At 69.1% G+C, this 24,760-nt stretch carries 23 protein-coding genes; 12 read left to right on the top strand and 11 right to left on the bottom strand.

Going from position 1 to position 24,760, the window contains the following annotated elements:
• Positions 1-75 precede the first annotated feature (75 nt).
• The 4 genes from ACFTZC_RS39400 (at position 76) to ACFTZC_RS39385 (ending at position 4,648) form a co-directional block, all read left to right on the top strand.
• A complete protein-coding gene (locus tag ACFTZC_RS39400) occupies positions 76-363 on the top strand; it encodes a hypothetical protein (RefSeq protein WP_382898614.1) in 288 nt (95 codons plus the stop codon).
• Between the two features lie 54 nt (positions 364-417).
• Positions 418-1,902: a helicase associated domain-containing protein gene (locus tag ACFTZC_RS39395; RefSeq protein WP_382898612.1), complete on the top strand. Its 1,485-nt coding sequence runs from the start codon at positions 418-420 to the stop codon at positions 1,900-1,902.
• A 52-nt stretch (positions 1,903-1,954) separates the two neighbouring features.
• Positions 1,955-4,102, top strand: a complete 2,148-nt coding sequence (locus tag ACFTZC_RS39390) for a P-loop NTPase fold protein (protein WP_382898610.1) — start codon at positions 1,955-1,957, stop codon at positions 4,100-4,102.
• A 249-nt stretch (positions 4,103-4,351) separates the two neighbouring features.
• The gene (locus ACFTZC_RS39385) at positions 4,352-4,648 is read left to right on the top strand and encodes a hypothetical protein (RefSeq protein ID WP_382898608.1); all 297 of its coding nucleotides are present in this window, start codon (positions 4,352-4,354) and stop codon (positions 4,646-4,648) included.
• 321 nt (positions 4,649-4,969) lie between these two features.
• Here the strand turns inward: ACFTZC_RS39385 and ACFTZC_RS39380 are convergent, their stop codons facing one another.
• Both ACFTZC_RS39380 and ACFTZC_RS39375 read right to left on the bottom strand, forming a co-directional pair.
• Positions 4,970-5,962: a hypothetical protein gene (locus tag ACFTZC_RS39380; protein ID WP_382898607.1), complete on the bottom strand. Its 993-nt coding sequence runs from the start codon at positions 5,960-5,962 to the stop codon at positions 4,970-4,972.
• A 280-nt stretch (positions 5,963-6,242) separates the two neighbouring features.
• A complete protein-coding gene (locus ACFTZC_RS39375; protein WP_382898605.1) occupies positions 6,243-7,640 on the bottom strand; it encodes a replication-relaxation family protein in 1,398 nt (465 codons plus the stop codon).
• A 779-nt stretch (positions 7,641-8,419) separates the two neighbouring features.
• Here ACFTZC_RS39375 and ACFTZC_RS39370 point away from each other — a divergent pair.
• Entirely contained in the window at positions 8,420-8,845 is a 426-nt protein-coding gene (locus tag ACFTZC_RS39370; RefSeq protein ID WP_382898603.1) for a hypothetical protein, read from the top strand.
• A 289-nt stretch (positions 8,846-9,134) separates the two neighbouring features.
• Positions 9,135-9,383, top strand: a complete 249-nt coding sequence (locus ACFTZC_RS39365) for a DUF6207 family protein (RefSeq protein ID WP_382898602.1) — start codon at positions 9,135-9,137, stop codon at positions 9,381-9,383.
• Positions 9,384-9,442: 59 nt separating this feature from the next.
• Here the strand turns inward: ACFTZC_RS39365 and ACFTZC_RS39360 are convergent, their stop codons facing one another.
• Positions 9,443-10,180: a hypothetical protein gene (locus ACFTZC_RS39360; protein ID WP_382898600.1), complete on the bottom strand. Its 738-nt coding sequence runs from the start codon at positions 10,178-10,180 to the stop codon at positions 9,443-9,445.
• 317 nt (positions 10,181-10,497) lie between these two features.
• On the opposite strand from ACFTZC_RS39360, the gene ACFTZC_RS39355 reads away from it, so the two are divergent.
• From ACFTZC_RS39355 to ACFTZC_RS39345, 3 genes are all read left to right on the top strand, one after another.
• Positions 10,498-10,758: a hypothetical protein gene (locus ACFTZC_RS39355; protein ID WP_382898599.1), complete on the top strand. Its 261-nt coding sequence runs from the start codon at positions 10,498-10,500 to the stop codon at positions 10,756-10,758.
• Complete coding sequence (locus ACFTZC_RS39350; RefSeq protein ID WP_382898597.1) at positions 10,755-11,354, top strand: DUF6233 domain-containing protein; 600 nt, start codon at positions 10,755-10,757, stop codon at positions 11,352-11,354. The genes ACFTZC_RS39355 and ACFTZC_RS39350 overlap by 4 nt, the downstream gene beginning before the upstream one ends.
• A gap of 148 nt (positions 11,355-11,502) precedes the next feature.
• Complete coding sequence (locus ACFTZC_RS39345) at positions 11,503-11,835, top strand: hypothetical protein (RefSeq protein ID WP_382898595.1); 333 nt, start codon at positions 11,503-11,505, stop codon at positions 11,833-11,835.
• 95 nt (positions 11,836-11,930) lie between these two features.
• Here ACFTZC_RS39345 and ACFTZC_RS39340 read toward each other — a convergent pair whose 3' ends face one another.
• Positions 11,931-13,103: an MFS transporter gene (locus tag ACFTZC_RS39340; RefSeq protein ID WP_382898593.1), complete on the bottom strand. Its 1,173-nt coding sequence runs from the start codon at positions 13,101-13,103 to the stop codon at positions 11,931-11,933.
• An 839-nt stretch (positions 13,104-13,942) separates the two neighbouring features.
• On the opposite strand from ACFTZC_RS39340, the gene ACFTZC_RS39335 reads away from it, so the two are divergent.
• Positions 13,943-15,160: a helix-turn-helix domain-containing protein gene (locus ACFTZC_RS39335; RefSeq protein ID WP_382898591.1), complete on the top strand. Its 1,218-nt coding sequence runs from the start codon at positions 13,943-13,945 to the stop codon at positions 15,158-15,160.
• A gap of 316 nt (positions 15,161-15,476) precedes the next feature.
• Positions 15,477-15,917 carry a hypothetical protein gene (locus tag ACFTZC_RS39330; RefSeq protein WP_382898589.1) on the top strand — a complete coding sequence of 147 codons (441 nt, stop codon included), beginning with the start codon at positions 15,477-15,479 and terminating at the stop codon, positions 15,915-15,917.
• 79 nt (positions 15,918-15,996) lie between these two features.
• Here ACFTZC_RS39330 and mobF read toward each other — a convergent pair whose 3' ends face one another.
• Positions 15,997-17,970 (bottom strand): MobF family relaxase, encoded by a 1,974-nt coding sequence (gene mobF, locus ACFTZC_RS39325; protein ID WP_382898588.1) that lies wholly within the window; start codon positions 17,968-17,970, stop codon positions 15,997-15,999.
• 293 nt (positions 17,971-18,263) lie between these two features.
• Here mobF and ACFTZC_RS39320 point away from each other — a divergent pair, with 293 nt between their 5' ends.
• A complete protein-coding gene (locus ACFTZC_RS39320; RefSeq protein ID WP_382898587.1) occupies positions 18,264-18,560 on the top strand; it encodes a hypothetical protein in 297 nt (98 codons plus the stop codon).
• Positions 18,561-18,673: 113 nt separating this feature from the next.
• Here the strand turns inward: ACFTZC_RS39320 and ACFTZC_RS39315 are convergent, their stop codons facing one another.
• From ACFTZC_RS39315 to ACFTZC_RS39290, 6 genes are all read right to left on the bottom strand, one after another.
• Positions 18,674-19,216 (bottom strand): hypothetical protein, encoded by a 543-nt coding sequence (locus ACFTZC_RS39315; protein ID WP_382898585.1) that lies wholly within the window; start codon positions 19,214-19,216, stop codon positions 18,674-18,676.
• A 137-nt stretch (positions 19,217-19,353) separates the two neighbouring features.
• Positions 19,354-20,286, bottom strand: coding sequence for a hypothetical protein (locus ACFTZC_RS39310; RefSeq protein WP_382898583.1), 933 nt, complete (start codon positions 20,284-20,286; stop codon positions 19,354-19,356).
• On the bottom strand, positions 20,286-21,218 hold the full coding sequence (locus tag ACFTZC_RS39305; protein WP_382898582.1) for a ParA family protein: 933 nt from the start codon (positions 21,216-21,218) through the stop codon (positions 20,286-20,288). Before ACFTZC_RS39305 ends, ACFTZC_RS39310 begins: the two co-directional genes overlap by 1 nt.
• Positions 21,219-21,645: 427 nt before the next feature.
• The gene (locus ACFTZC_RS39300) at positions 21,646-22,740 is read right to left on the bottom strand and encodes a hypothetical protein (RefSeq protein WP_382898580.1); all 1,095 of its coding nucleotides are present in this window, start codon (positions 22,738-22,740) and stop codon (positions 21,646-21,648) included.
• Positions 22,655-23,596, bottom strand: coding sequence for a phosphotransferase (locus ACFTZC_RS39295; protein ID WP_382898579.1), 942 nt, complete (start codon positions 23,594-23,596; stop codon positions 22,655-22,657). The genes ACFTZC_RS39300 and ACFTZC_RS39295 overlap by 86 nt, the downstream gene beginning before the upstream one ends.
• A complete protein-coding gene (locus ACFTZC_RS39290; protein WP_382898577.1) occupies positions 23,596-24,750 on the bottom strand; it encodes a hypothetical protein in 1,155 nt (384 codons plus the stop codon). Before ACFTZC_RS39290 ends, ACFTZC_RS39295 begins: the two co-directional genes overlap by 1 nt.
• Between the last annotated feature and the right edge of the window lie 10 nt (positions 24,751-24,760).

Here is a 24,760-nt window from a genome sequence, read left to right as displayed (position 1 = left end):
GCCGAAGATCGGAGTGCTGGGCGGGATGATCGGCCCCCAGCACACACCACTGAACTTGACTTGGTGCAGAGAAGGGTGAAGATCCGTCACGCGGACACGGTCGACGCGGTCGTGGCCGGGTTCACCGGGACCGCCCGCCATCCGAAGGCGCTTGTCGTTCGGCTCCCCGACGGGCGGGCCGTGCTGTCCCAGCGGCTGTCCACCGCGCTCTCCAGCCTCATCGGCCCGCACCTGGTGCCCCGGAGCGGGCCGGCGTCGACGACGAGCGGCGACTCCTACATCCCCGTCGACGGCGACGTGGTGGTGGAGGTCGTGGTGGGCACGACGCGGAACGCGGTCGTCACCGTGGTCCGGCTTCACTGACCGGCGACAGCACTGGAGGCGCTGGATCCATGGTGGAGACCGCCGTGGACAGTGATGTGGCAGCGTTCCTACTACGAAGCCCGCGACCACGCTCGCGCCCGGGGCAGCCTGCGCCCCGAACACGGCTTCCCCGCCACCAACTTCGGCCTGGGCGAGTGGCTCTACAACCAGTGCACCGCCTACGGGGACCTCCACCCCGCACAACAGCGCCTCCTGTCCGACATCGGCCTCACCCGCGAAGCCGTACGAACCGCCCGGCCACGCCGCAAGCACATGGTCACCCACTTCCAGCGCGCCCTTTCCTCTGCCCGTGCCTACGCCGACGCCCACGACACGCTGACGGCCGCGACCACCGACACCGTCCAGGACGGACTCAAGCTGGGACAGTGGCTGGCCAATCAGCGCAGCAAAGACCGCACCTACCGGGCCCGCCACGGCACACCCTCACCCCGAGCACTGGCACTGTCGGCGATCGACCCCTGGTGGAACCCGCCCTGGACCCTGGACTGGCAGCGCGCCTGGCACCAGGCACGCACCCAGGTCCGAGACGGCCACGTCCTGGACGCTGCGGCCGGGTTCCCCGGTACCGGAAGCGCCCTCGCCACGTGGCTAACCACCCAGTGCGCCCAGTACGACACGCTCCTGTCCGACCAGCGGGACCTGCTTGCCCGCATCGGGCTCACCGCAGACACCGCCCGCGGCGCCGCCACCCGGCCCGCCGAAAACGAGGCCGACTTCGTCACCGCACTCGGCTACGCACGCGCCTACCACGCCGCACGCGGCACCCTCGCCGCCGAAATCGACACCGCCCACGACGGATTCCAGCTAGGGCGATGGCTTCGCCGACAGCGTCAGCGCGCCCGTACCGACACCCGCCTGGGTGCGCCTCCTTCTGCCGCGGCGAAGGCGCTGGACAGGGTCGATCCCTGGTGGTGCCCGCCCTGGAGCCTGGCCTGGCAGCGCACCTGGCAGCACATCCACCAGCAGGTCCAGGCCGGCCACCAGCTATACGCCCTGCACGAGTTCCGCAGCTTCGCCCCCACCGAGCGCGCCTGGCTACGCCGGCAGGTCACCCGCTACAACGACCTGCATCCCAGCCAGCAGAGCCTCCTGGCCGACATCGGCCTCACCGATGAGAGCGCCCACGCCCGGCCCCTCACCCCCTACGCCGAAACCGCACTGGCCCACGCCCGCACCTACAAAGCCGCGCACGACAGTCTGGCAACGCCGTACTGCGCCGTCGTCCACGACAGCTTCCCCCTGGGGTCCTGGCTGGCCCGACAACGCCTCCTGGCCCAGCACACGAAGACCCCCTACGCCGTTCACCGCGCCCTCACCATGCTTGACCCCTGGTGGAACCCACCCTGGCCCTACCACTGGCACCGCACCTACCACCAAGCCCGCGAGCACCACCACACAGGCCAGCCCGCCTCCCCCGCCCTCCAGCACTGGACCGACACTCAACGCAGCCTGTGGAACGTCCTCCACCCCCAGCAACAACACCTCCTCACCACCATCGACATCCACCCAAATCCGTAACCTCATCCGCCGACCTGCGGCGGGGAACGATGCGGTCCGGCACGATATGCCGATGAGTGACGCGCGTTTCTTCAACGACGAGCCCTTCCATGACGATGAGGGGCCCGACCTCCTCGGTCGTGGGCAGTATGCGCAGCACGCTGTGGAACTGCTGGGGCGCGTCCGGGCTCAGACGGAATCCGGCGTCCTGGCTCTGATCGGTCCCTGGGGTTCCGGAAAGTCGACCGTCCTGGGCAAAGTGATCCGTCTCCTGCAGAACCAGGACGGCCGCGAAGCCTGGCTGATCGCGGAGCTCAATCCATGGCTGTACTCCGATCTGGAATCGCTGACCGCGGCGCTGTTCAGCGAGATCCGCGCTGCCCTGCCCAAGGAAGAACGCTGGTCGCAGGCACGCCAGAGGATCGGGGGCTTCGGGCAGGCCATCAGCCCCTTGGGCAAGCTCACCGCGCTGGCCGGCCTCGATTCGGAGGGTCTAATCCAGGCATTCAGCGACCGCATCACTGGAGACGCCAGTGCCTCGGCCGCCAAGCGGAAGGCCGAAGATGCCTTGCGGCAGGCAGGCCAGCCCGTCCTGGTCGTCATGGACGACCTGGACCGTCTCACCCCCGACGAACTGCTCCTGGTCTTCAAGCTGGTGCGTCTGGTAGGCCGTCTTCCGAACGTCTACTACCTGATCAGCTTTGATGAACAGACGCTGCTGGACGTCCTGCAGCGCAGCGACCTCGTGGGAACTAGCGAAGCCAGGGCCCGCGAGTTCCTGGAAAAGATCATTCAAGTGAGGCTCGACCTTCCCGCGTTCCGCGAACGCGATGCGGCCGCCATGAGCATCCGCGCACTCAACGCCCTTCTGGACTCCCACGGCCTGTCCATGACGCCGGGCGAGGAGCGGCGCTTCTCCGAGGCCTACTTCCGGCACCTGCAGGACAGGCTACAAACGCCACGGGCCGTCAAACGCTACTTCGGACAGGCCGACGCCACTCTCGCCTCCCTCGTCGGAAACGTGGACGTCGTCGACTTCCTCATCGTCACTTTCCTGCGCACCAATGAGCCCGGCGTCTACCGACTCCTGAAACGGCACCGCGCCGAACTGACCGGCACGAGCATCGACCCAGCGCAGCGGCACAGCACACAGCAACCCGGCGAACGAGCCGAACGCTGGCGCCGCCGCCTGCGCGAAGCCGGCGGGGCCGAAGAGCACATCGAAGGCATACTCCACCTGCTGGCCCAACTGTTCCCGACAGTCCAACAAGACCTCGGCGGGGGCGGAGATACGAAAGCCTCCGCACAGCGCCGCGGGATCAGCAGCCCCGACTACTTCGACCGGTACATGGTCTTCGGCGTCCCCGACGACGACCTCCCCGAAGCCGCCTTCGACCAAGCCCTGGCCCAACTGACCGCCGATGCTCCTGGAGAGGAAGCAGCCGAACTGCTGCTCCGCCTCCGTGACGACACTCACCGCATCACGCGCCGAATCGAGCAGCGCCGCAGCGCCGGCATCCGCCTCCCCGCTGCTGCACTGCTCAAGGCCATGGCAGACAGCTACGGGCAGCTGACCGCCGAACCGGAAATGATGGGCCTGGTCAGCAGTGGCATGAGCCTGCAGTTCCTGGCCCGGGACCTCCTTACCGACCTCCCACCGGAACAAAGGTCCTCGGTACTGGGCGCCATGGGCGCCACCCCCGACGGAACGGTCCTGGCCACCCGAACCCTGCACCGCGCCACCAACCCTGACAACAACGACTCCGAGCAAGTGCAGACCACCGAAGACTGGTCGCTTCAGGCCCGCGACGCCGTGGCCGATCGGATCGCCCAGCACCTCGCGCCCACCACGGGCAGACCCGCCGAGGAACTCACCGAGTCCGATACCGACCTGATCTGGATGTGGCGCCACACCCATCCCGACAGCCTGCGCCCCTGGCTACGCCAACGCCTCGACAACGGATGGGAGCTTCTCCCTCTCCTGGGCAAACTCATCCAACCCACTTCACGCCCGCACCGTCTGATCGATGAGAGTGTCCTGGCCGGTCTCGACGCAATGTTCGGTCTCGACGACCTCTACACACGCCTGGATCCCCTCCTCCAGTCCGAAACCGGCAACAGCCCTGCCGACGAACACCACGCCAACATCCTGCAAGCACTCCGCGAGCACCGCCCCGCCACCGGCCAGACCCCACCCACAAACCCCGGCACCACCACATGACCCCGCGCCCGAGCAACACCCTGCACGCTTCTCAAGTAGCGGCCCAATTTCCCTGCACGCCACCCAGGCAAACTGCACAACCCAAGGCCAGGAACCTGCAAGACACCGCCAGGCCACACTCAGCGCACCATCAACCCCAAAAAACGAACCACTACAACTGAGAAAACCTCAGCTCAGAACACGCGCACTGCGCATAAAAAACGACCCGCGACAGGAGCAGCTGTCCTCGATCGGGATGCGGTGGTTGTGATGGAGATCGTTGTCACCACGGCCGCCGCCCTCACGGCCGGCTATCTGCTCGGGCGGCTTCGCCCGTGGTCTCGCGTTGGCGACTGGGCTGCCGATCAGGTTTGCTTCACCGGGGCGTGGGTCCGGGGCGGCACCGTGCGCCAGGCCGTCGTCGACCTGGTCCACGTCGTCACCGCGCCGGGCACCAGCCAGCGCATCATGCGCGCCACGGCCACCACCACGGAGCCGACGGCGCCCGTACGCGATCCGGAGTGGGTCGCCAACCGGACCCGCGCAGACAAGGGAGGCACCGCGTGAGCACCGAGCAGCACGACGCCGACGCGTACGGGCAGGAGCTGGCCCGCATCAGGCACCACCAGCACGAGGCCACGAGCGCGCGGTTCATGGTCTTCCAGGCCTTGGCGGCCGTCGGGATCGGGCACGAGCAGGCCGACGACATCGTGGCGACGTTGGAGGCCGGGGCGGTGGCCGGCGCCCACACCTGGATCTCCGAGAGCAGCCCGCCGCACAAGTCCGAGCCGCGGTTCGAGGATGGCTGGTTCGCCGGGGTCCGCGACGTCGCCAGCTACCTGCTGCGCATCGCCGACACCACCGCCAACGCGGGGCGTTGGTGCACCGTCAGGGCTGCATCGCTTTCCAGCGCTCGATCAGCTCGGCCTGCCAGTCCTTGGTCAGCGGCCGTGGAACTCCGTGGGCGGGCTGGGCTGTGCCGTCGAAGCCCTCGCGGGGGGCGGCGTCGATCTCTCCGTTAGATGGGCGCTCGGTCACGCCTGCTGAACTCATCGGGTGGACGAGCTGTCCGCCGAAAGTGTGCTGCACGAGCGAGAAGTCGGTGTCCTTGCCCAGCCGGGTCCATGCCTCGGGCAGTGGGGTGGCCGCACCGGATGGCGGCTCTGTCCCAACAGGGGCGAAATATATCTGCGCCGGCTCTTCCCACACCGTCGACTTCAGGACGACGCGCTCGTCGAATACCTCCTTCCGGAGCTGCAGCAGACCGTCCTCCCACAAGGCTTGGATGTAGTGGAGGAGCTCGATCGTCCCGACCATGGTCCAGGCGACCAGTGGCACCGCGGCACGGAAACGGTCCCGCAATCCGAAGGCGTCGCCTTCCCTCCGCCGCTCCGTGTCGTGGTGCACGACGTCGCCGTAGATCCAGGCCATGGCGAGCCTGTGTGCGTCGAGGTCGTGTTCCTCGCCTGTACCTGAGTTGGAGACCAGGACTCGGTATGCGGCATCCGCAGGTGTGGAGGGAGCCACGCGCCTCCCCCACTCGGCACGTGCTGCTCGGACCCACTCCGCCTCACGTGGCAGCGCCCGGCAGGCATAACCCAGGGCCTTCAGCGCCTTCATGTGGAAGCAGTCCTCCTTCTCGAGGATTATCGGTCGGATCCGGGCCGCGGCGGACTCGACCACCTCCTCAGGAGGCAGCTCGTGCCGGATCCGCATCTCACCGTTGTCGAAGCGGACTCCGATCGTCGGGTTGGTCAACGCCACGAGTGCATCCCAGTCTTGTGCAAGGGAGTGCTCTGCCACGCGGCGGGCTCTCACCACGTACGCCTCAAGACAACGTTGGTTCTTCTGCTCGGCGCTCTCCGCCTGATCTCGTCCCACGCGCCCCCTCACCTCAAGAACAGCATGATGGGAAGCGCCCCGTAGAGACCACCCAGTTTCATACGGAACAACGTCGTACTGCTGACTGGTCAGGCGCCGTCACCGGACCAGTCTTATCGACGCCTTCGCCACACCGCGGGCCGCCCACAGCCCGGTCACCGACGCGGGCACGGGGCTCCTCTACGGCGGCCCGACGGCGCGAGCGGCTACGCCCAGCACCACACTCGCCGCTGCCTTGCACCGTGGGCTTGCCCGCAGTCGGCCGGGAGGCTTGCCCGGGTCAGGTCCGGAAGCGGGAGAACCAGCCGCCCGCCTTCTGCTCGGCCTGCTCGGCCTCTTCCTCCTGGCGGAGACGCTCCTGCTCCTGGCGCTCGCGTTCGCCGGCTTCGGCCTGCTGCTCGGCTGCGACGACCCGGCTCTGGCAGTCCTCGCACAGGTACGGGTGCGTCTGGCGCCCGGTCCAGTCCCGGGTGTATCCGACCGCTTCCCAGCGGTCGTCGGTGAACTTGCGCCGGCAGTCCGTGCACACGGGCCGCGATGCCTCCCGCGCCGCGGCTTCCCGTACCGCACGGCGCCGCTGCTCCTCCCGGTCGGCCTGGCGGCGGCGGGCGACATAGGCGTCGCGGCGCGGGTTCCCGACAGCGTCTCTCAGCGGCTCGCGGTGGTCGCGGCCGAAGCGCAGGAACGCGGGGCCGGCCGGGCCGTGCTCGCGCAGCAGGTCCAGCGTGGTCGCCACGATCGGGATGCAGCGGTCGTAGGAGTGAAAGCCCTCGCCGGCGTGCCACCTGCCCTGCCAGTGGTCGCGGGTGAGGTCGGCGACCTTGTCGGTCTGGCTCTGCGCGGAGCGTTTGCCGACCTGGTGGAAGACGAGCAGGACCGGCGGGTGCACCCGTTCGTACTGTTCCCCTGCGGGCGCGGACCAGCGGGTGCGCCACAGCGGCTTTTCGATGCCGTCGGTGTCCTTCTCCATCCGCTGGAAGAACCTCACGTATTTGTCGAACTTCGCGGCGATCAGGACGGCTTCCTCGGTGCAGTTGTCGGCCTCGATGAACAGCAGCGGCACCCCGGCCTCCGGCGCGGTCAGGACGATGTCGGCGCGGGCGCTGCCGATCGCGGGGTTCTTCCAGGTGCCCTTGACCGGGAGGGCGACCTCGGTGGCGTAGGAGGTGAAGGTGCCGATCCCGTCCGGGGCGTCGACGGCGGCCCGCGCGGCGGCCCGGGCTTCGGCCGGCTCTCCCGCGACCAGGTCGAGGTCGGGCTTGGGGCGGATCAGGGCGATGACCATCTCGTTCACCGTCACCGGGTGGGAGGCGCCGGAGCGGCCCGCGCTCCTGGGCATGCCGCCCATCTCCTCCGGCTCACGGTCCAGGTCGATCGCGGCCGCGGCCAACCCGTCCTTCGTGAGCAGCCGGACCTCCTCCCCGCCCCGCGTACGGCCGCCGTCCACGGCCAGACCGTGACGCCGCAGATCGTTCACCGCGCCACGGTGCGAGGCCGTACGCGCCTCCTTCCGCTTGGCGGGCGTCTCCTTTGTCGTGTGCCGGTAGGTCAGATGCGGCGAGGCCAGCCGCTGGATCTGGTCGGCCGTGGCGACCTTGAGCACCCCGAGCACACGCAGCACATCGCTGCGCAGGCCGTTCGACGATCCCGCCTCGTTCGTCTCGCGCTTGCCCGCCATCAGGCCCGCCCTCCGATCCGCACCCGGCCTGTCCCCGGGTGCGCTCCCGTCGCCCGCGGCCGCCCCCGGACGCGACGGGAACCAGCCCTCCGGACCCGATGTTCTCCCCCACCACCGACAACCCACTCACAAACAAGGGAGGACAAGAGGGTCGTGACAATCCGGTGGATGCCCGAAAAGCCGTGGTGAGCAGGGAAAATGTCCAGTGCGCGGTAGCTGAGCACGGAAGTGGCTTCGGCAGTGGGAACGCAAGCCCCGGCGGCAGGGGCACGCCGGGGCTTGCCCACTGCTGCGCGCAGGACACGGAGGGCATGGTCCGGGCGGCGTGCCTCCGGGGCCCGGGCTCCGTCGCCACGGGCGTGCGCGGCGGAGAGAAGGGGCGGCGGAGGCGGTGCGGGCACGAATGCGGGCACGGGGTCCTCGTTCCTCCCGGCCAGGGCCGGGACGGGGTGACTGGTCGTCCGTCCCACAGGCACCGGACACGTGCGAGACGAGACAGGCGAACAGCCTGCTCGATCAGCCCTCGTCCACGCTCGGCTCACCCCGGCCCACCGTGTCCGTTCTGCCCCTTGACCACCCCTTGACCGGACGGTTCGTCCGTGGCCGATGCCACACCGCCCCTGCCTGTCCGGTCTCCGGGTATCTGGCGAGCGCCCGCTGTAGTTGGTGAGCCGTTCGCCGCTCGTCTCAATGAACGTGGCGAAGATGGCGGACGGGGTGGGGCCCCGGGTTGTCAGCCGGCTGGCGTGACGAGCGTCCGGGAACATCGTTGGGCCGGTATGACTACTGCGAACAACTCAGCCGTGCTGCCCGGCTATCCGCCCATCGAGGGAGATCATCTGATCGTGTGGCGGGGGCCCGCGGGCTTCGGCGTCGCCTGGTCAGACATCTATCGGGTGGTGCCGGACACCAGGCCAAACTCGTCCGGGGAGCTGGTCCTCACGCTGGTGATGCACGACTATCCGCTCACCAATCCGGACGTACAGGAGGACCCGACGGGGGAGTTCGACGGATCGAACCTGTGGATGCCGTGGGTGACGCGGGACGCCGGGCCCGGCGTGATCACCCTCGTGCGGGCCGGGGAGATCGTGCACGACGGTCCGAGGCACGGCCGTCTTCCCGAAATCTGGGCAGGCACGGCCATGGCCGCGGCTGCGGCTCGGGCCGCGCTGCCAGACCCCGTGGAGTGCGGTAGCGGGTGGTAGCCGGGTCCGCCTGACGGTCTCAATGAACGTGGCGAAGGTGGCGAACGGGTTGGTCGGCGGCCCGCCACAGGGGGCAATGGCCGACGAACAACCGGGCGGCTCGCTGCCGCACGGAACGCTTCTCTCGCCACCTTCACGGAGAACGGACTTCCAGCCGCCGACCACACGGGCTTGCCCGGGCGGAGCGCGGAGGCAGTGAAAGTCCGGGCGACCCGGGGACGGTCGCTCGGCCGGGTGAAGAGAGCCCAACCAGCGAACCGGCCGCACCGCGGCGGACGTCGGTAGAGCCATGGACTTCCCCGACCGACAGCATCTCTGCGCCCCCGGTCTCCTCGTCATCGACATCACGGCCGCCGACGAGGCCACCGCGCACGCAGCCATGGCCACCCTGGACCGGCTGTGGGCCACCTCCGGCCCACGCCCCGTACACCGCACCCCGGGGCAGGCCGGGGTGCAAGCACGCCTCTACGTAGACCTGCACCGGCGCCCGGACGAAGACACCGCGCTCCAGGACCTCGTGCAGGAGATCCGCGGCTAGGTCCTGTTGCGAAAGCCTCAGACCGCCAGAGTGCGGGCGGGAGCCCCTGCGGTGCGCTTCTATTGCGGGCGCATCAGGGCCAAGTCCTCACCCCATGCGTCCAGCACCGCGGCGTGCCCGGCCCGGCGGGCCACTGCCTCGACCTGGGAGAACAGACGACGCTGAGTGGACACGTCGCCCGTTCCTGAGATGCGGTCCGCAGCGTCGAGCAACATGCCGGTGTCCCAGCCGGGCAGCGGGAACTGGGCAAGCTCCCATTCCAGGTACTTGTTGTAGGGACGGGGACGACGATCGAGAGCGAAGAGCAACTCCAGCAGGAACCGGATGCTGTCAGCGGCGTCGAGACGGGCCGCGAGCGCATGCCCGTCGCGGTCGTTCTTGACCGAGCGGTAGAGGGAGTTGGCGTAGGCATCGAGCCACTCGTCCGCCTCCCGGAAGGCTTCATCGCCGTCGAGCCGTGCCTTGCCGGCCAGGATCTGGGCGATGCCTCCGTCGAGCCGGTCGAGCACAATCCGGGCGCGGGCGAGAGCGTACCGCTCGAAGCCGGGCATTCCGACAGCGTGGAACTCGTCGAGGGAAAGGATGACGAGGTCGAGCTCTGGGGTGCGGTGCCCCGCAAACCGGGTGAGGGAGGTAGTCGCGCCGTTGGCGAGGACGACGTACAGGTCGTGGTCGGAGTGCTCGGTGGTCATGCCCTCGTGAGCCCGGGAACCCTTGAGGACAAGGCCGACGACAGCTGAATCAGCGGCGGCGAGTTCGGCAAACGCATCGTAGGTGATGGGCTGCTGAGCAGTCATTACATGATCTCCGGTGTTCTGATGACGGGTATGCCAGACGGGCGGCCCCAAATCATCGGGGTCGCCCGCACCGTCTGCGGCGGCTCTCGGCCGCTGCCCGGAAGATCAACGCACGTGCGGACTCTACCGCCCGGCCGGCCGAGAGGTCTCGCATTCGGCCGCCTCAAGCACGGCAAGTACGCAGGTCCGTCCTGAGCTCCCGAAATCCTGGCCACGGCCACTCATTGATGACCGTGATGGTCGCAGCCGTCGCATTTGATCACTGGCTTCACGGTCTCGACGGGACGAGGAAATCGAACATCTGATCTACTGCCGTTATGGCATCACCTACCTTCCCCGAGGACCTGCTCCAGGCGCAGCGGGAGTGGAACCGCACCTACGAGGCTCTCGCTGCGTCGTGTCCCGGGACGACGGTGCTGCGCCGGCGCCTGTTGCGGTTGTCGGACGTCATCGCCCACCATCCCTTCCTCGCCGGAGGCCCGGGCCGGTCTTCGGCTCTGCGTTGCGAGTTGCGGCGTGCCGCCCGGGAGACGGCCGCGACCGACGCGTCCGTCGGTCGCGGGGGCCGCGCGTCGTGAGCGACGGTCCGGCTGCCGGGCCCCGGCGCGCGCAGTCCAACCGCGACGGCGGACAGCGGCTCCCTGCCGGCGGTGACGTGGCCTTCGTGCGGATCCGGTTCGCGGACGGGCAGGAACTCACCGGCAGGCTCCTCGCCAGGTGGCAGACGGCGGGCGGCAGGTGGATGTATGAGTGCGCGGTCACGCTGTGGAGCACGGTGCAGGTCCGGGACCAGGACGTCGCGGCGGAGCCGTACGACATCGTCATCAGCGCGCCCGCCACGCACGTGGAGCCCGTTCCCGGGCAGTCCTACACGGGGGTGCCGGTCCGCAGGAACCGCGCGGCGCTCGTACGGGCCCGTACCGGCCGTCGGCCTGCACCGCCGCCCGCACCCTCCGGGGCTCTGGCCGAACGGATCCGGGCTGTCGAGGCCGGCGGCATGCCGCCGGTCCGTATCCACCGGCACGACTGCTGGGTACCCGCCGACCCCGCGGCACTCTTCCCCGTCACCACCGCACAGATGCCGGAGTTGCTGGCCGTACCGGGCAGCAAGATCTGCGATGTCTGCAACCCGCAGACCGGAGCAACGGCCTCTACTGCTGCCGAGACGAACTGAGTGGTCCCCGTCATCGCCCTGGACGGGCCGGGCCGCTGGTGCTGCTGCTCGTGCTCGTGGCGGCGGGTCGGCACCCACGCTGCCTTCACCGGCCCCCTGACCGATAGCGTGAGCAGCACGGGCAACACGTCTGCGGCGAGGGGGACATGTGACAGCGATGAAGTGGGAAACGGCTGCCATCACGATCGTCAACGGGTGCGGCTGGACAGAAGCACGTCTCATGGGCGGCGCGATGAGCGAGCAGACCCGGATCGTCCACGAACCGGCCGGCCGCTGGCTGGGTGTCACCGGGTCGTTTCTGCACGGCGGGGTTAGCCTCCATGCGGGGTTCATCCAGCCCGACGGCACGTACGGCGACGCCGTCGTCTCCTACGCGGACAAGGGCGGCAGCGCGTCGATCTGGTTCGCGGCAGATGACCGCCTGGTCGCGGCGGCCCACCAGCTCTGGCAGCAGCTGGACACCATCACCGAACGTTCCTGAGTGCTCGTTTCACATTTTGGTGATCCAGTGGGTGATCGTGGTGCCGCCGTGTCCGCGTCCTCCTTCCGAGTGCGGATCCGACCCTGGTGGTCCTGTCAGACAGCGGGTGCTTTGCTTCTAGGAGCCAGGTCGGCCTTGCGGATGGCGATAACGAGGGCACCGAGTCCGCCGCCGGCTGCCGCGGTGAGGAGGGCCAGCCAGGCACCGGTCTGCTGCGCCAGTGCCCCTGCCATCAGGGTCCCGGCGGCGATTCCGAGCTCTTCTCCTGCGACCAGCCACATCATGGATGCGACTGCTGCCTGGCGTGGTGCATGGGCGTCCAGCAGCCCGAACAGGCAGATCGTCATGGGCGCCAACGCGGCGCCCGCAGTGATGAGAAGGATCACCAGGAGCGACGGTGCCGAGACAGCGGCCAGGGGAGCCAGCGCGAGGGCGAGCCAGACGAAGGCGGTGAGATAGCCCTTGGCCGGATTGCCCGCGCCGGGGCGGGCGCCGAATCGTGCACCGGCAAGGGCACTGCCCAGGGCCAGGCAGGCGAACAGCCACCCCGCATCCGCCGCTGAGCCCACTTCGGCAGCCCGGGCGGGAAGACCCACGGTCAGTGCCCCCAGACATAACCCGGCGCACACGTTGGCGGTGAGCAGCAGGCGCAGCGCGGGCGAGGCCAGAATGCCGCGGCCGGTGCCGGTTGCGGCAGGAGCGCGATCGGCTCGCGGATGGGACATCACCAGGCAGGTGCCGGTGGCCAGTAGCACTCCGGCGGTGATCACACCCATCCGTGGGGAGTGTGCGGCTGCGGCAGCTGCGATGAGCGGTCCGCAGATCTTGGTTACTTCGGTGAGTACCGCATCGAGGGCATAGGCGCTGTGTACCAACTCCTTGGGCACCGCTTGCGTCCACAGGGGGCGGATGCTGGCCACGATGGGTGGAGCAGCGGCGCCGGCGAGCGCGCCGAAGCAGATCAGTTGCGCGGTTCCCGCCGCGCTAGCCAGTCCCGTGACGGCGAGGGCGGTGATGAAGGTCAAGGCGGCCAGCGGGCCGCGTTGGCCGTACCGGTCGACCAGGCGCCCGCGCAGCGGACCCGTCATGGTGCCGCCCATGCTCCAGGCGCCGGCCACAGCCCCGGCGTCCAGGAAGGATCCGGAGGAGCCGTGTCCGAGCAGCACGGTGGCCAGCGGAAAGATCGCGAAGCCGAGCTTTCCGGCGACGCTCGCAGCAAGCAGGCGGCGGGCCGCCCCGTAGTGCAGCAGGGCTGCATAGGCACGCATCACTGCACGCTCGCACGACCATGCCTGCCCACTAAAGTCCCGGGGCCGAAAAGGTCACGCGGTCCCATCACCTGAGAAGTGGATTCGCGCAGGATGTCCACGCGACTCGAGTGCCGGGCGGCTTCGACGGGACGTGGCTGTGCGGTGAGGTCTTCAGGCGACGTTTCGAGTGAGATACCAAGATCCGGACGCCCATGGGGCCGTTTTTCCGGTTTCCATGCGGAATGCCCGTCGGCCTCTACGAAACTGTCCGATCGGTCCGCTCTTGTACTGGGACTGGGAGCATTTGACCGAATGGCGTTTGACCCGAACGTGTTACTACAGTCACAGAGCGCGAGCCAGCTCTTAGCGGGGACCCGGCTCGCGCTCCACGTGACTACGAACAAGGAGTTCGCGCTATGTCTGCTTCCCCAGTCCGTTTCCGGGTCAAACGCCTGTGGCAGCGACCCACAGGTCCAAACCTTAACAAGAGCGGGTCGAGCCCCGATATGCCGGTCAACATGCAGGCAACATCGGGCAACTGGCACCAGGATCTGCCCCGCGCGGGTGGTTCCGCGTTTCCGCCCCTGGTGATCGCACCCGGCTCACCGGATTACACGGGTGCCGCCGTTCTCCTCGCAACGGCCCTCGCGTGGGCATTCGTCGCCTACCTGCACTCCCGTCGCGGCCGGCCTTCGCGATGACGACCCTGGGGGCCGGGCCCACCGTCCCGGTCCCCAGCCGGACCCGCCGGCGTCCGTGCACCACCAAACGGGCGTGGCAGCACCCTTCTCCGTAACGTTTCCCGGGCAGCGCGCCCCTTTCGTCGCCCGGGTTCCTACCCGCGAGGGATCATCACCATGGGGAACGCGTTCTCACCGAGCAACTGCAAGCACTGCGGCAAGGCCTTATCGCACAACCCGACCGGCCGCCCGGGCGAGCACTGCGACACCAAGTGCCGCCAGGCCGCCCACCGCAGGCGTCACACCCACCCCCCGAACACCGAGAAGTTCGACCCCTACCTCAGGGACCAGCTCGGCCGCGTGGCAGCCGATGTCCAGACGATGCTCCGCGCTCTGAACACGCCCGGGATCGCCCCGGAGGAGCCGCTGCGCATGATGGTGCGGCTCCAGCGGCGCATGGCGTACATCGAGCGGGTCATGGTCGGCCGCACCAAGCACTGCGGCGCGTCCTGGGAAGCGATCGGCGGCCTGGTCGGGTCGAACAAGGACACGGCCCGCAAGAAGTACACGCCGGAGTCGATCGAGCGTGCTCTCAACCGATACGCCTCCCCCTCGATGCCGGCTCCGCCGTCTGTTCAGCGGCGGCCCAACTCCCGGCCCAACACGAGCGGGCCGGCGCCCTCTCCCCCGCTCCCGCCACCCGCCCCCGAGACGGCAGCCCCGGGCCGTTCTCCCCACGACCAGGACCTGGCACAGGTACTGAGCAACCTCCAGCGAGCCTCCCGGCTCACCCTCCGAAGCCTGAGCCGCACGACCGGCCTGTCCCCCAGCTTCCTGTCCCGCCTGATGAGCGGCGAACGCTTCCCCACCTGGAAAGCGGCCGCCTCCATCGCCCGCGCGTGCGGCGTCGAACCCAACCTGCTGCGCAAGGTCTGGCAGGACGCGGAAGCCCGCCGCTACACCAGCCGCGGCGACACCCTCGCCTCCGCCCTGCGCTACCTCCACATGCGCGCGGGCAGCCCGACCGCCTGGGCAATGGAGATCACCACCAGCCACACCCTCCCCGAGGACGAGATCACCGCCCTCCTCGACGGCACCACCACCGGAACCTGGGACGACGTCCTCCAGCTCATCCAGATCCTCGACGGCGAACCCACCTACTTCCAGCCCCTCTGGGAAGCCGAGTCCCGCACCCCCGATCCCGAACCCCAGCCCCTCAACCCACCCGCACCGCCGCCCGCACCCCCGCGCCCCGCCCCCGAACCCGCCCAGCGCCTGGAGAACCTCCTCTGCGCCTTCAACGACACCTTCCCCCCCACCCGGTACACGCCCCCCACCCAGCGCCGGCCCCTGCCCACCCCCATCACCGCACTCACCCGCTGGACCAGCCAGTAGCCCCAGCGCCCCGACCACACAGGAACCAGTAGACGGGGCGGCGGCGCCGAACCCGCCCTGCGTACAGCCGGGCCCGGGCACCGGGCCGGGCCCGGCTGAACACCGGGGCGCGTGGTTGGCCCGACCACGGCTCGACAAGGGGTCATGGTCGGGCCGACCAACTTCGACAAGGCGCCCGGTTCACCCCTACAGCACCAGTTCGCCCCCCGTTTGAAGACGGGGTGGAAGTCTCTGGTCTTTATCCACAGGGGCGCGGCCGGAGCATCAGATCAGCCGCCGTGACCGGCACGGCGGCCAGCCTGTTGAGGAGATCCGAATGCCGTACCTGGAGCAGCCCCGCATGCCGCTGACCCCCGAAGAGGTGGAGCTCGCTTTCGAGTACCTCTTGGCCGTCCAGAACCCCCACGGGCACGCCGTCACCGCCATCTGCGATCGGACCAAGGGTGTTCCGGAGCCTGCCTTCCTCCTGATGCAGCTGGCTGAGGACATCCTCCGTCCGGTCACGGACCTGGCGGTCGATGCCGACCTGTGCGCGGACTCCTTCGCCCTGCACGAGGTCGGGAACATCCTGCTGGCCATGCTGGAGGAGTGGACGCGTGAGTGCCTGCCCAGCTCGCTCTGGGGCATCGCCAACACCATCATCCGGTTCACCGAGAACGTCCTGCGGAAGGAGGGGGAGGACATCGTCGACACCCTCAAGACGATGCTGGCCGAGCACCTGGCGTTGGCGGCGGCCTTCCACAGCGCGCGCCAGTAGCCGCGTGCCGGACAGCCGGAGCGCGGGAGTGGCGCGCATCAGGTGAGTTCGCGGTGTTCGTGGGCCGGTGCGGGCGTGCTCAGCGGCCGGCTTCCGGCCCACGGTGCGGATCGGTCCGCGGAGGATGGTGCGCCCGCTGGTCGTCCTCGCGCGCTGGGTGCGGTGCGGGGGCGTTCTCCGGGCGGGCGTGCTTCCTCGTCCTCGCGCGGGCTCCGTCGCCGGCCTTTGTGAAGGCGTCCGTCACGCGGCGCAGCTGCCCGGCGGTGAAGTCCAGGGCTTCCACGTCCGTACGCGACTGTCTCAAGGCCCGCAGCGCCGTCAGGTCGATCGTCTCCCGGGGGCCGGCTTCCGGCTCCTGGCCGACGTCCTCGGAGTCAGGGCCCGGCGGTGCGAGCAGTTGCTCGGGCATCGCCGCCTGCTGGTGTGCGACGACGTCGTAGGCCTGGCCCCGCACAGCGGTGACGGTGGTGGTGCGGAGCTTCTCGCGGACCATCGCACCGGCGAGGACGGCCCGCTCGTACCGCAACGGCACCCGGGGTACCTCCCCCAGTCCCGTTTCCCGGTCCGGGGGCTGGGGCGCAGCCGCCTCGCCGGAACCGGCCGCGGATTGCCGGTCCAGGTCGGGCACGAGGGCTGGTGGGCGGCGCCGGGCGGGGAGTTCGGGCAGGTCCCACCGGGCGGTGTAGAGACGGTAGCCGGGCTCCAGGCCGCGCGCGGTCTCCGGTTCGCTGATGTCCAGGCAGTGCGTGGAGATGGCGGCGGCCACGATCCGTTCGTCCAGGCCCGGTTCGCGGCGGCGGCCGCGCAGGACGAGGGCGAGGTGACGGCGGGCTTCGGCGAGCAGGTGCCGGCGGTGAAACCGGCCGCCGCCGTTCATCACGAACACCACCGCGGTGACGTCGACGGCCGCCAGGGCGATATCGACCACGGCGGCGGCCCGGGACCGGATCGCGACGGCTGCGGCCCGGGCGCGCTCAAGGAGCGAGTTGATGACGTCGGCGGCCACCGTGGAGGTGTCGATCGCGCTCTGCTTCCAGTCGGCGCGCAGCTGTGTGAGGGGGCGGGCCGTCTGCTTCTTGGGTGGGCGGGTCTTGTGGGCGGCCATCCGCATCAGTTCCACCCGGGCCCGCTCGGAGACCGCGGGCAGGTACTTCAGCTCGCCGTCGTCGTCGACGGCGGTGATGTACTCGTGCTCCAACTCGGTGAGGCAGGCGGCAATCTGCTCGCCGCGCTTCGCGGTCCAGCCGATCAGCTCGTGCGGCACCCCAGCAATTTCCATGACAGGTCGACGGCCTGCGGTAACGGTGCGCGGCTCGGTCGCCAGCCCCAGCTCCTGACAGACCTCAGCGGCCACGAGCTCGTTGTAGAGCGAGGACGCGGCGACCGTGTTCTCGAACAGGACCTCCGAGTGAATCGATCCCCACTTCCCGTCCAGGCGCTGCCCCTTCACCGACAGCAGCAGATGGTCGTGGAGCAGCGGCATTCCCGAGCGTGCTTCGTAGTGGCGGAAGCGCGCGGCGACCAGACCGCCCGGCGGCCGGACCTTGTAGATGCCGTCCTTGCCGTACCGGATCACCGCCGCCTCGTCCTCAATCCACTCCAGCACCCGCTCGATCGCGCGTTCGTGTGCGGCCTCGATCACCCGCCGGGTCTCCTCATCCCCCAGCGCCCACAGGAGGTAGATCGTCGGCTGCGGCCGGAAGACGAAGTCGACGCCCGTGACCATCACCCGGCGTCCGAGGGCGCCGGCCTTGAACGCCGTCTTCGGGGAGTCGCCCTTGGCGAGCAGGTCGGCCTCGATCTGGTCCGCGTACGGGTGCCGACCCCGCTCGCCGAACAGGTTCCGCAGCTGCGCCTCGGTGACCTCCTCACCCGGTGTCAGTCCGAGCGCGGCAAGTCCCCGGCCCATCCATCGCCCGGCCGGGACGCCAGCTTGCTCCTGGGCGGCGCGCAGCGGCGTGCGTGCGGGGCGGCGGCCGTCGCCGACAACGGTCTGGCGCAGGTAGTAGCGGTACATCTGACCGGCCCGGATGACCCGGATATCAACTGTCATGGAGGCCACGCCACACGGCTCTGACCTGCGAGAAAAGGCCGATCAGTGGTACGTCCCGCCAGGCGGGGGCAGCGGCCGACCTTTCTTCTCAGGCGCCCGTCAGGCGGGACGCGGCCCCGGGCCGGAAGCGAATGTCATCGCTCTCCGGCAGCCCACTCATCACGACCCGGACGACATCAATACGCACCACTGAGCAGTACCGAGCACCAAGGACGCCACCACCGACGAGCACCGCCTACAGCAGCCCCCGGCACCCGCCGGGGGCTTCGTCGTGCTGCCCGCAGGAGACCACCGTGCCCACCTTCGAAACCCTCCCCCGCTTCACCACCGACCTCCAGCACCTCACCCCCACCCAGCGCCGGCGCTTCCGCCGTGTCGTCCTGGACGCCTTCGTGCACGACCTGCGCCCCGGCCACCAGTTCCGCCCCGGGTTACGCATCAAGCGCGTCCGCTGCGCCCCGGGCGTCTACGAACTCACCTGGGCACCGGACGGCCGTGCGACGTGGTCCTACGGCCCGGAGCGATTAGCAGGCGAATGCCACATCGTGTGGCGACGAGTCGGTACCCACTCCGTCTTCACCGGCCCCTGACCGTCCCGGAAGCGTGAGTAACGTCGGCAACGCGGCGCCATGGTCGGCGCGATAAGCGAGCAGACCTGGATCTCCAAGCCTCGGCCGGACGAAAGACGGCCTCGCTGACCAGCTCAGGATCCGGGTGGCGGAACCGCTTCACGCAGCGCCTTCGCCGTCGCCTCGCATGCCTGGGCGAGCTGTTCCCGGAACACGGCCGGGATCCTCCCCTCGGCCACGGCGCCGCGGAAGTGCTTGAGCATCTGCGCCCATTCCAGCACGTCCTCCGGCAGCGTGTACGGCTGACCACTCAGCCGTCGTGCCGGGACACGCCGTATCTCCAGGGGGCCCTCACGTACGACCGTGCGCACCACGGTCTCCGTCCGCTCCACCACCTCACGTACCGGCTCCGGACTGCGGCCGCCCTCGCTCACTGGCCGGTCGGCGCGTTCCTGGGCGCGGCGCAGTTCGTAGGCGCGGTTGCGGTGGGCCGGACTGCAGTAGCGCGGTGGGCGGCCCTTGCCTGTGTACGGGACCGGGGCGCCGCACCACTCGCAGGTGCGCTCGATCAGCCGGGTACGTACCCCCGTCGTCTCGCGTACCGCGACCACCTCGCCGCCCTGCCCGGTTCCGGCTTGCCCCTGCTGTCCTGTTGTCCGGCTCGCTTGTTTCGTCACGGACGAAACTCTAGAGACCGCAAATGTCCCCACGTCAAAGGGGCCTTCACGGCCCGATCCGACAGCTGAAGCGCCCTGGACGCAGTCGGCCGGATTCCCGAGTTGGGAATCCGGCCGTCAACCTCGGGACCGCCGTGTCACTCCGTCTTCGGAAGCCTGATCGCCACGGCCCTGTCGATCTGCTGGAGCAGCGCCCCGATCTCTTGGATGAGCGGGACGGCGATGTCCGGCTGTGCTTCGACGGCTCGCCGTGCTGCGGACTTGTTCACCTTCTTCGACGCCTCCTGGAGCGCTGCCAGGGTGTTCTCGAGACGCTCGAGGTCCTTGGTTGCGAGGGGATCGGCCTTGCTATTGCTGGGTTTCCGGCTCGACTCCCCTTTTGGGGAGTCGTTCCCGAGCGAGCTGACGTCGGGGACATCGTCGCTCTTCTTCTTGTTATCGGCCTCATCCGGAGTCTCCAGCAGTCCGCGGACCCGACTGCCGACGTCGGCGGCGTCCGTGTCCTTCGGGAGGAAGCCGAGGCCGTTGACCACCTTCTCGACAAGCTCGCCGGTGACGCGGGGCCGGCACCGGACGATGGTGTCGTAGACCGTGATCGCGACCTTGTCGCTGGTCTGGCGGCGCAGCTCGGTCATCTTCCGGACGTGGTACTCCAGCGGCTTGTGGCCTAGGTTGGCGAGCGCTTCGCCGACGCGCCATTCGTCGATGAGGCGGTAGAGCTGGGACTCGGAGATCTCCCACTGCTCCCAGACCCAGTCGGCGAAGTTGGGGTTCTCCTCGCGGTGCAGCTGGGCCGTGCTCATGGTTTCGAGTGCCTTGCCCGCGATCCAGAAGGCGTTGTGCAGGTTGTCGACGCCGGCCTTGCAGGCGTCGAGGTCCTGACGCTCCTGGTCGGATAGTTCGTCTTCGCTGTGGGGCTGGTAGGGGGCTGGGATGGAGGCGAGAGTGGTGCCGGGGAGCGGCTGGACCACGACGCTCGCTGCGGCAGCGGTGCCGGGCAGGCCGCCGCCGAAGAGACCTCCCGCCTGCTGCTGCGGAGCTTCGGTGTCGACGTCAAAAATGCCAGCCATCAGGCAGCCCTCCTGTGGTGCTCGAAGATCTCGGTGGTCAGCTCCCGCATCTCCTTGGCGAGCGGGATGATCGTCTCCGGGACTACATCGGCCTCTTCCGCGCGGCCGGCCTTCACGTCGTACGACGTCGCGGAAGTCGGCAACAGGTCGGCGTACTCGCCGAACAGTAGGCCCTTCCTGCGGGCGTTGACTGCGGGGACTTCCCGATAGCCGACGATCGTGTCCAGGATCGGGGTGCCTTCGCCCAACGTCTTCCGGATCTGCTTCCGGACCGCGTTGTGCATGAGGGTCGCGGAGCGGTTCGAGCCGTACAGAAAGGCCCCTGCCATCTGCAGATGGGGGTTCACCTGTTGCTTGACGACCTTGAAGTTCTTACTGATGCGCTCCATTCCCGAGATCGAGGAATCGTCCGAGCGTGTCGGCACGATCAGCGTCCGGGCGGCAGCAAGCACCAGTTGCTCAAGAGGATCGTTCTCGGGGGCGCTGTCGAAGAGGATCCGGTCGTACAGCATCGCAATCGGCGCGAGGGATCGAGCAAGACTCAGTACGACGCCCGGTCCTTCCTGCATGAGGCGCAGCATCAGGACGTTCGCGATGTCGGCGACCCGGGGACCACCCGGAAGCACATCGAGGTTGGCCCGGACTTCGCGGATCGGCTGGAGAGGCACGCGGTCATGGATCGCCCGGTACAGGCCCTCTCCATCGATGGCGGAGGAGCCCTGCGGGTGAACTCCGCGGCCGTACCGCTTGATGCCGAGGTCGTCGTCGTCCTGACCCGTCACGCAGATGAGGAGGGTGCGGTACCCGGCAGCTGCGGATTCGCCTGCAAGGTGAGCGGCGACGGTGGACTTGCCGACCCCACCTTTACCCGTGCCGACGGCTGTGCTGCCTTCGGGAGGTTCGATCGCCTGCGCTGTGCTTGGGTTCAGCACGGGGGTGCCCTTCCTCGCTGCTCATGTGTGGACCGCACCGTGCGCGGCAGTGGCATCTTGGCACACTCGGACCCCTTGCAAAGACTGGCTTGCGGGCATCACTCCCCTATTGGGGAGTCGAGATCGTGGGTTCATACTTCATGGGGCGCCGGGCAGCGCGGAGTTGACGAGTCCGATATCGGAAACGAAACATGTCTCAACTCCGACACGGTGTCAGCGGCGAGGTTCCGGAGGGGCGGAGTCGACCGTGGCTTCCTCGTTCCCTGAAACGCAAAAAGGCCCGGCTCCCCCGCGACTGGCTGTCGCGGGGGAGCCGGGCCTTCGAATATCAGGCCGCCCAGGTCGCGGGGCTGCCTTCGTCAGGGTTGGGAAGGCCAGCGGCGATTGCCTGGGCAGCGAGGTGCCGCAGGGCGGCCGTGCGCGTGACTCAGAGGGTCAGGTTGGCGAGGAAGGACTCGGCTGCCGACCACGGGGTGAGCTCGATACCGAAGCCGCTGTGTGCGGGGCCTTGGATGTGGACCAGCCGGCCGGACAGGTAGACGACGTCGCCGGTGCGGAACGCCCCGGTGTACGCACCGAGGTAGCTGCGGAGGTGGGTGATCCGGCGGGCGAACACGGACGGTTCGTCGACCGTGGACTCGGTGACCGTGTCCACCTCGATCCCGTAGAGCGCCGGCGTGACCAGGCCCTCGGAGTGATCCGTGATCCGGGCGAGGACGGAGATCGCTCCTACCTCTTTGGCGATCACCCCGGCGAACGTCTTGTCGCCGTCGCCCCTCAGCGGCTCACAGTTGATGTGCGCTCCCGCGCCGGCTGTCAGGCCCTGCAGTTTGCGGGCCTCCTGGCGCATGATCGCGTCGAAGCTTCCGCCCACCATGTACTTGGCGCGCCGTACGTACAGCCGGGTGAGGGTCTCGCCTTCGTAAGGGTGGATGAGGGCGCGTTCGGCGAACAGTGCTTGTGCCGCCGCGTAGCCGCGCGGTCCGTAGCAGACCAGATCGATGTCGGAGCGGGCGTTGTAGGCGCCGACCAGGAAGGACCCAGTCACGCCGATGACGTCGGCGGCGCCGGCCGTAACGACCCAGTTGATGACGGCGAGCAGGTCCTCGCTGACCGGCGTTTGGTCCAGGAGGCCGGGGGTCTGGTGGAGTGCGGCGAGGGTCTGGCGGCAGGAGTAGTGGGTGACGATGTCCTCGCGGGGCACGCCGGTGATGACGCATCCCACGGCGGGGGAGTAGACGTAGCACTCGGGCCGGTCGGCGAGGATCCCGAACGCTTTGGACACGACGCTGTTCTGCCGGTAGGTGCGGCCGAACAGCGCCCGGTCGCCGCGGGGGTCCGGGTAGTACTTGACGTATCCCAGGAAGTGCGTGCCGGGATGGACGTCGCCGATGACTTTGAAGATCACCCCGGCGCGGTCCAGGAGGTAGTCGCGGTCACGGATGGTCGCCAGCGCTGTGCCCAGCGGCGAACTCTTCGAGCCGGGGGAAGAGGGCGGTATCGACCGTCCCGGTGCGCTCATACTGCTCGAGTCCCTTCGTGAAGAGATGACGGCGGTACTGCCACTTCAGGTGCTTGTCCGTGCGGGAGGGGTCGGTGGGCCGCATCAGGGCGAGGAAGAACAGGGCCTTGACGAGCAGATAGGCACCCAGGTTCTCGCTGACCGGCTGCCCGGTTGCGTTCAGGCTCGCGTCGTCCAACGCGGCGAGGTAGCGGCGACGCTGGCCGGGGCCGGCGGTGTAGCCCTTGGTGCCGCCCTTGAAGGCGATGATTTCCAGGGCCGGGAGGACGTCGTACCCCAATGGCACCAGCCCGTGGTGCTGCCAGTCGATGACCCCGGCCGGCAGGACGTTGGGCAGGCCGTAGTCGAGGTGACCCCGCACCAGCGGAACCGTGCCCAGACGGTCCAGTACGTGATCGAGCGCGGCACGCGTGCGGGTGTTGTCCAGGTCGGGGTTCTCCTGGAAGACGTTCTGGGTGAACCCGGCGCTGTCCAGCCACTGCCGCAGCGAGCCCGGCGCGGGCTCGACAACGTGGGCGGCCTGGGCGCGCAGCAGCCGGGCGGCGACCTGTCCCGCGGTGTCGGCGACGTCGTCGTGCAGGGTGCGGCCGCCGTCCAGGGACGCCACCGCCCTCTCGTGCAGGGTCTGGTCTCCCAACGACTCCTCCACGACGTAGTAGTGGCCGTCGTCGGTGACGCCCTCCTCCAGGACGTGCGGGACCGGGTAGCCCAGGTCCGCGATCCGGCACTGGAATGCGGCCTCCGCCTGGAGCTCAGCTCCGCCGGTACGCCGGTACCGGATTCCGTCGGCGGAGACGTACACGGCGCCGTCCGCGGCGGTCCGCTTCTTGACGAACCGCCAGTTGTTGTCGTTCATCAGGTCGCTCCTTCCGGCTCCTTGGTGAAGCCGTGGGTGGGCGGGTTCTCGGGGATGGCGTGGGACAGGGTCCGGACGTCCATGACCCAGCGCATATCACCCGCCGCGACGTGGCGCCGCAGTTCGGCGAGGTCGTCACTCCCGGGTGTGTCCGGCCGGGTCAGGTGGGCGCGACGCCAGAATTTCAGCAGGGCCGGGAGCTGAGCCGCGGTGATGCCCGCCCGGATGTGCAGGGAGCACAGGGGCAGGAACCAGGTGAGGAACAGGTGCCGTTGGGCCGGGCTGACGCGGTGCACCTCGCACAGCCGCTGCAGGGCGGTGGTGTCGTCGTACGGGATGCGCCCGTGCAGCGCGTACCGCAGCCGAGTTCCGTTGTGCCGCCGGAACAGGGCTCCGTAGGCGGCGACGTTCGCCGCGGCGTTCTCGGTGACCGTCATCACCGGCTGCCCGGCGTTGGACCGGGCAGCAGCGGCCAGTACGGCGATGTGCACGCCGACCCGCGGGTCCAGGACCAGGCCGTCGAGCCCGAGCGGCGCGAGGCTGATGCCGTGGTCGCGGGTGCGGGACAGGATCAGCCGCTCCGGGACGTTCTGAGCGATGGTCAGCAGATGTCCCGGTGGCCTGGCTCGGTGGGCGTGGAAGTCATCACGTGCGAGCACCGGTGTGTCGGGCGACCGGTCCCAGACCAGCAACCGCCGGGTGCGCGGCCGGGAACCCTGATGCCCGCACGCCCGGCAGGCGTGGGCGACGGCGCCAGTCATGTGGCCACAGCAGATACAGAGATGGACCGCGGTGGGAGTGACCGCCAGGACACCTTCCAGCAGGAGGCGTTCGGTCATCTCCAGCGCGAGGACGGCCACGACAGGCGAGGTGTCGGTGAGAACGCCACCGGCCGGGGCCGCGCCCGGCGCGTACTTGGCGGCGATCGCACGTTCCTCCCGCTCCTGTCGGCCAACGGTGTCCCGGTCGGGAGCGTCACGGTGGCGCAGGTCTCCGGCCAGAGTGACTGTGTTCCACAAATGCGGGACCGGCCCAACATCAAGGAGGGTGTTGAGTGCTTCGGCCGCGCGGATGCCGGCCGCCTTACCCGGCCGTTCAGCGATGGTGAAGGGTCCGTTCTGCACCGGCCCGTTGACGTACAGGACGTCGTTCATGGCCGCGGCC

Source organism: Streptomyces sp. NPDC056987 (genome assembly GCF_042673865.1).
Taxonomy (GTDB): Bacteria; Actinomycetota; Actinomycetes; order Streptomycetales; family Streptomycetaceae; genus Streptomyces.
The sequence above is the reverse complement of the archived record's forward strand: the minus strand, read 5'-3'. Positions and strand labels throughout refer to the sequence as shown.

Excerpts from the sequence above, each read along its gene's own strand:
- ACFTZC_RS39395 (WP_382898612.1), top strand. The coding sequence starts at position 418 with ATGTGGCAGCGTTCCTACTACGAAGCCCGCGACCACGCTCGCGCCCGG.
- ACFTZC_RS39390 (WP_382898610.1), top strand. The coding sequence starts at position 1,955 with ATGAGTGACGCGCGTTTCTTCAACGACGAGCCCTTCCATGACGATGAG.
- ACFTZC_RS39385 (WP_382898608.1), top strand. The coding sequence starts at position 4,352 with ATGGAGATCGTTGTCACCACGGCCGCCGCCCTCACGGCCGGCTATCTG.
- ACFTZC_RS39375 (WP_382898605.1), bottom strand. The coding sequence starts at position 7,640 with ATGGCGGGCAAGCGCGAGACGAACGAGGCGGGATCGTCGAACGGCCTG.
- ACFTZC_RS39370 (WP_382898603.1), top strand. The coding sequence starts at position 8,420 with ATGACTACTGCGAACAACTCAGCCGTGCTGCCCGGCTATCCGCCCATC.
- ACFTZC_RS39365 (WP_382898602.1), top strand. The coding sequence starts at position 9,135 with ATGGACTTCCCCGACCGACAGCATCTCTGCGCCCCCGGTCTCCTCGTC.
- ACFTZC_RS39360 (WP_382898600.1), bottom strand. The coding sequence starts at position 10,180 with ATGACTGCTCAGCAGCCCATCACCTACGATGCGTTTGCCGAACTCGCC.
- ACFTZC_RS39355 (WP_382898599.1), top strand. The coding sequence starts at position 10,498 with ATGGCATCACCTACCTTCCCCGAGGACCTGCTCCAGGCGCAGCGGGAG.
- ACFTZC_RS39340 (WP_382898593.1), bottom strand. The coding sequence starts at position 13,103 with ATGCGTGCCTATGCAGCCCTGCTGCACTACGGGGCGGCCCGCCGCCTG.
- ACFTZC_RS39335 (WP_382898591.1), top strand. The coding sequence starts at position 13,943 with ATGGGGAACGCGTTCTCACCGAGCAACTGCAAGCACTGCGGCAAGGCC.
- ACFTZC_RS39330 (WP_382898589.1), top strand. The coding sequence starts at position 15,477 with ATGCCGTACCTGGAGCAGCCCCGCATGCCGCTGACCCCCGAAGAGGTG.
- mobF (WP_382898588.1), bottom strand. The coding sequence starts at position 17,970 with ATGACAGTTGATATCCGGGTCATCCGGGCCGGTCAGATGTACCGCTAC.
- ACFTZC_RS39310 (WP_382898583.1), bottom strand. The coding sequence starts at position 20,286 with ATGGCTGGCATTTTTGACGTCGACACCGAAGCTCCGCAGCAGCAGGCG.
- ACFTZC_RS39300 (WP_382898580.1), bottom strand. The coding sequence starts at position 22,740 with ATGAGCGCACCGGGACGGTCGATACCGCCCTCTTCCCCCGGCTCGAAG.
- ACFTZC_RS39295 (WP_382898579.1), bottom strand. The coding sequence starts at position 23,596 with ATGAACGACAACAACTGGCGGTTCGTCAAGAAGCGGACCGCCGCGGAC.
- ACFTZC_RS39290 (WP_382898577.1), bottom strand. The coding sequence starts at position 24,750 with ATGAACGACGTCCTGTACGTCAACGGGCCGGTGCAGAACGGACCCTTC.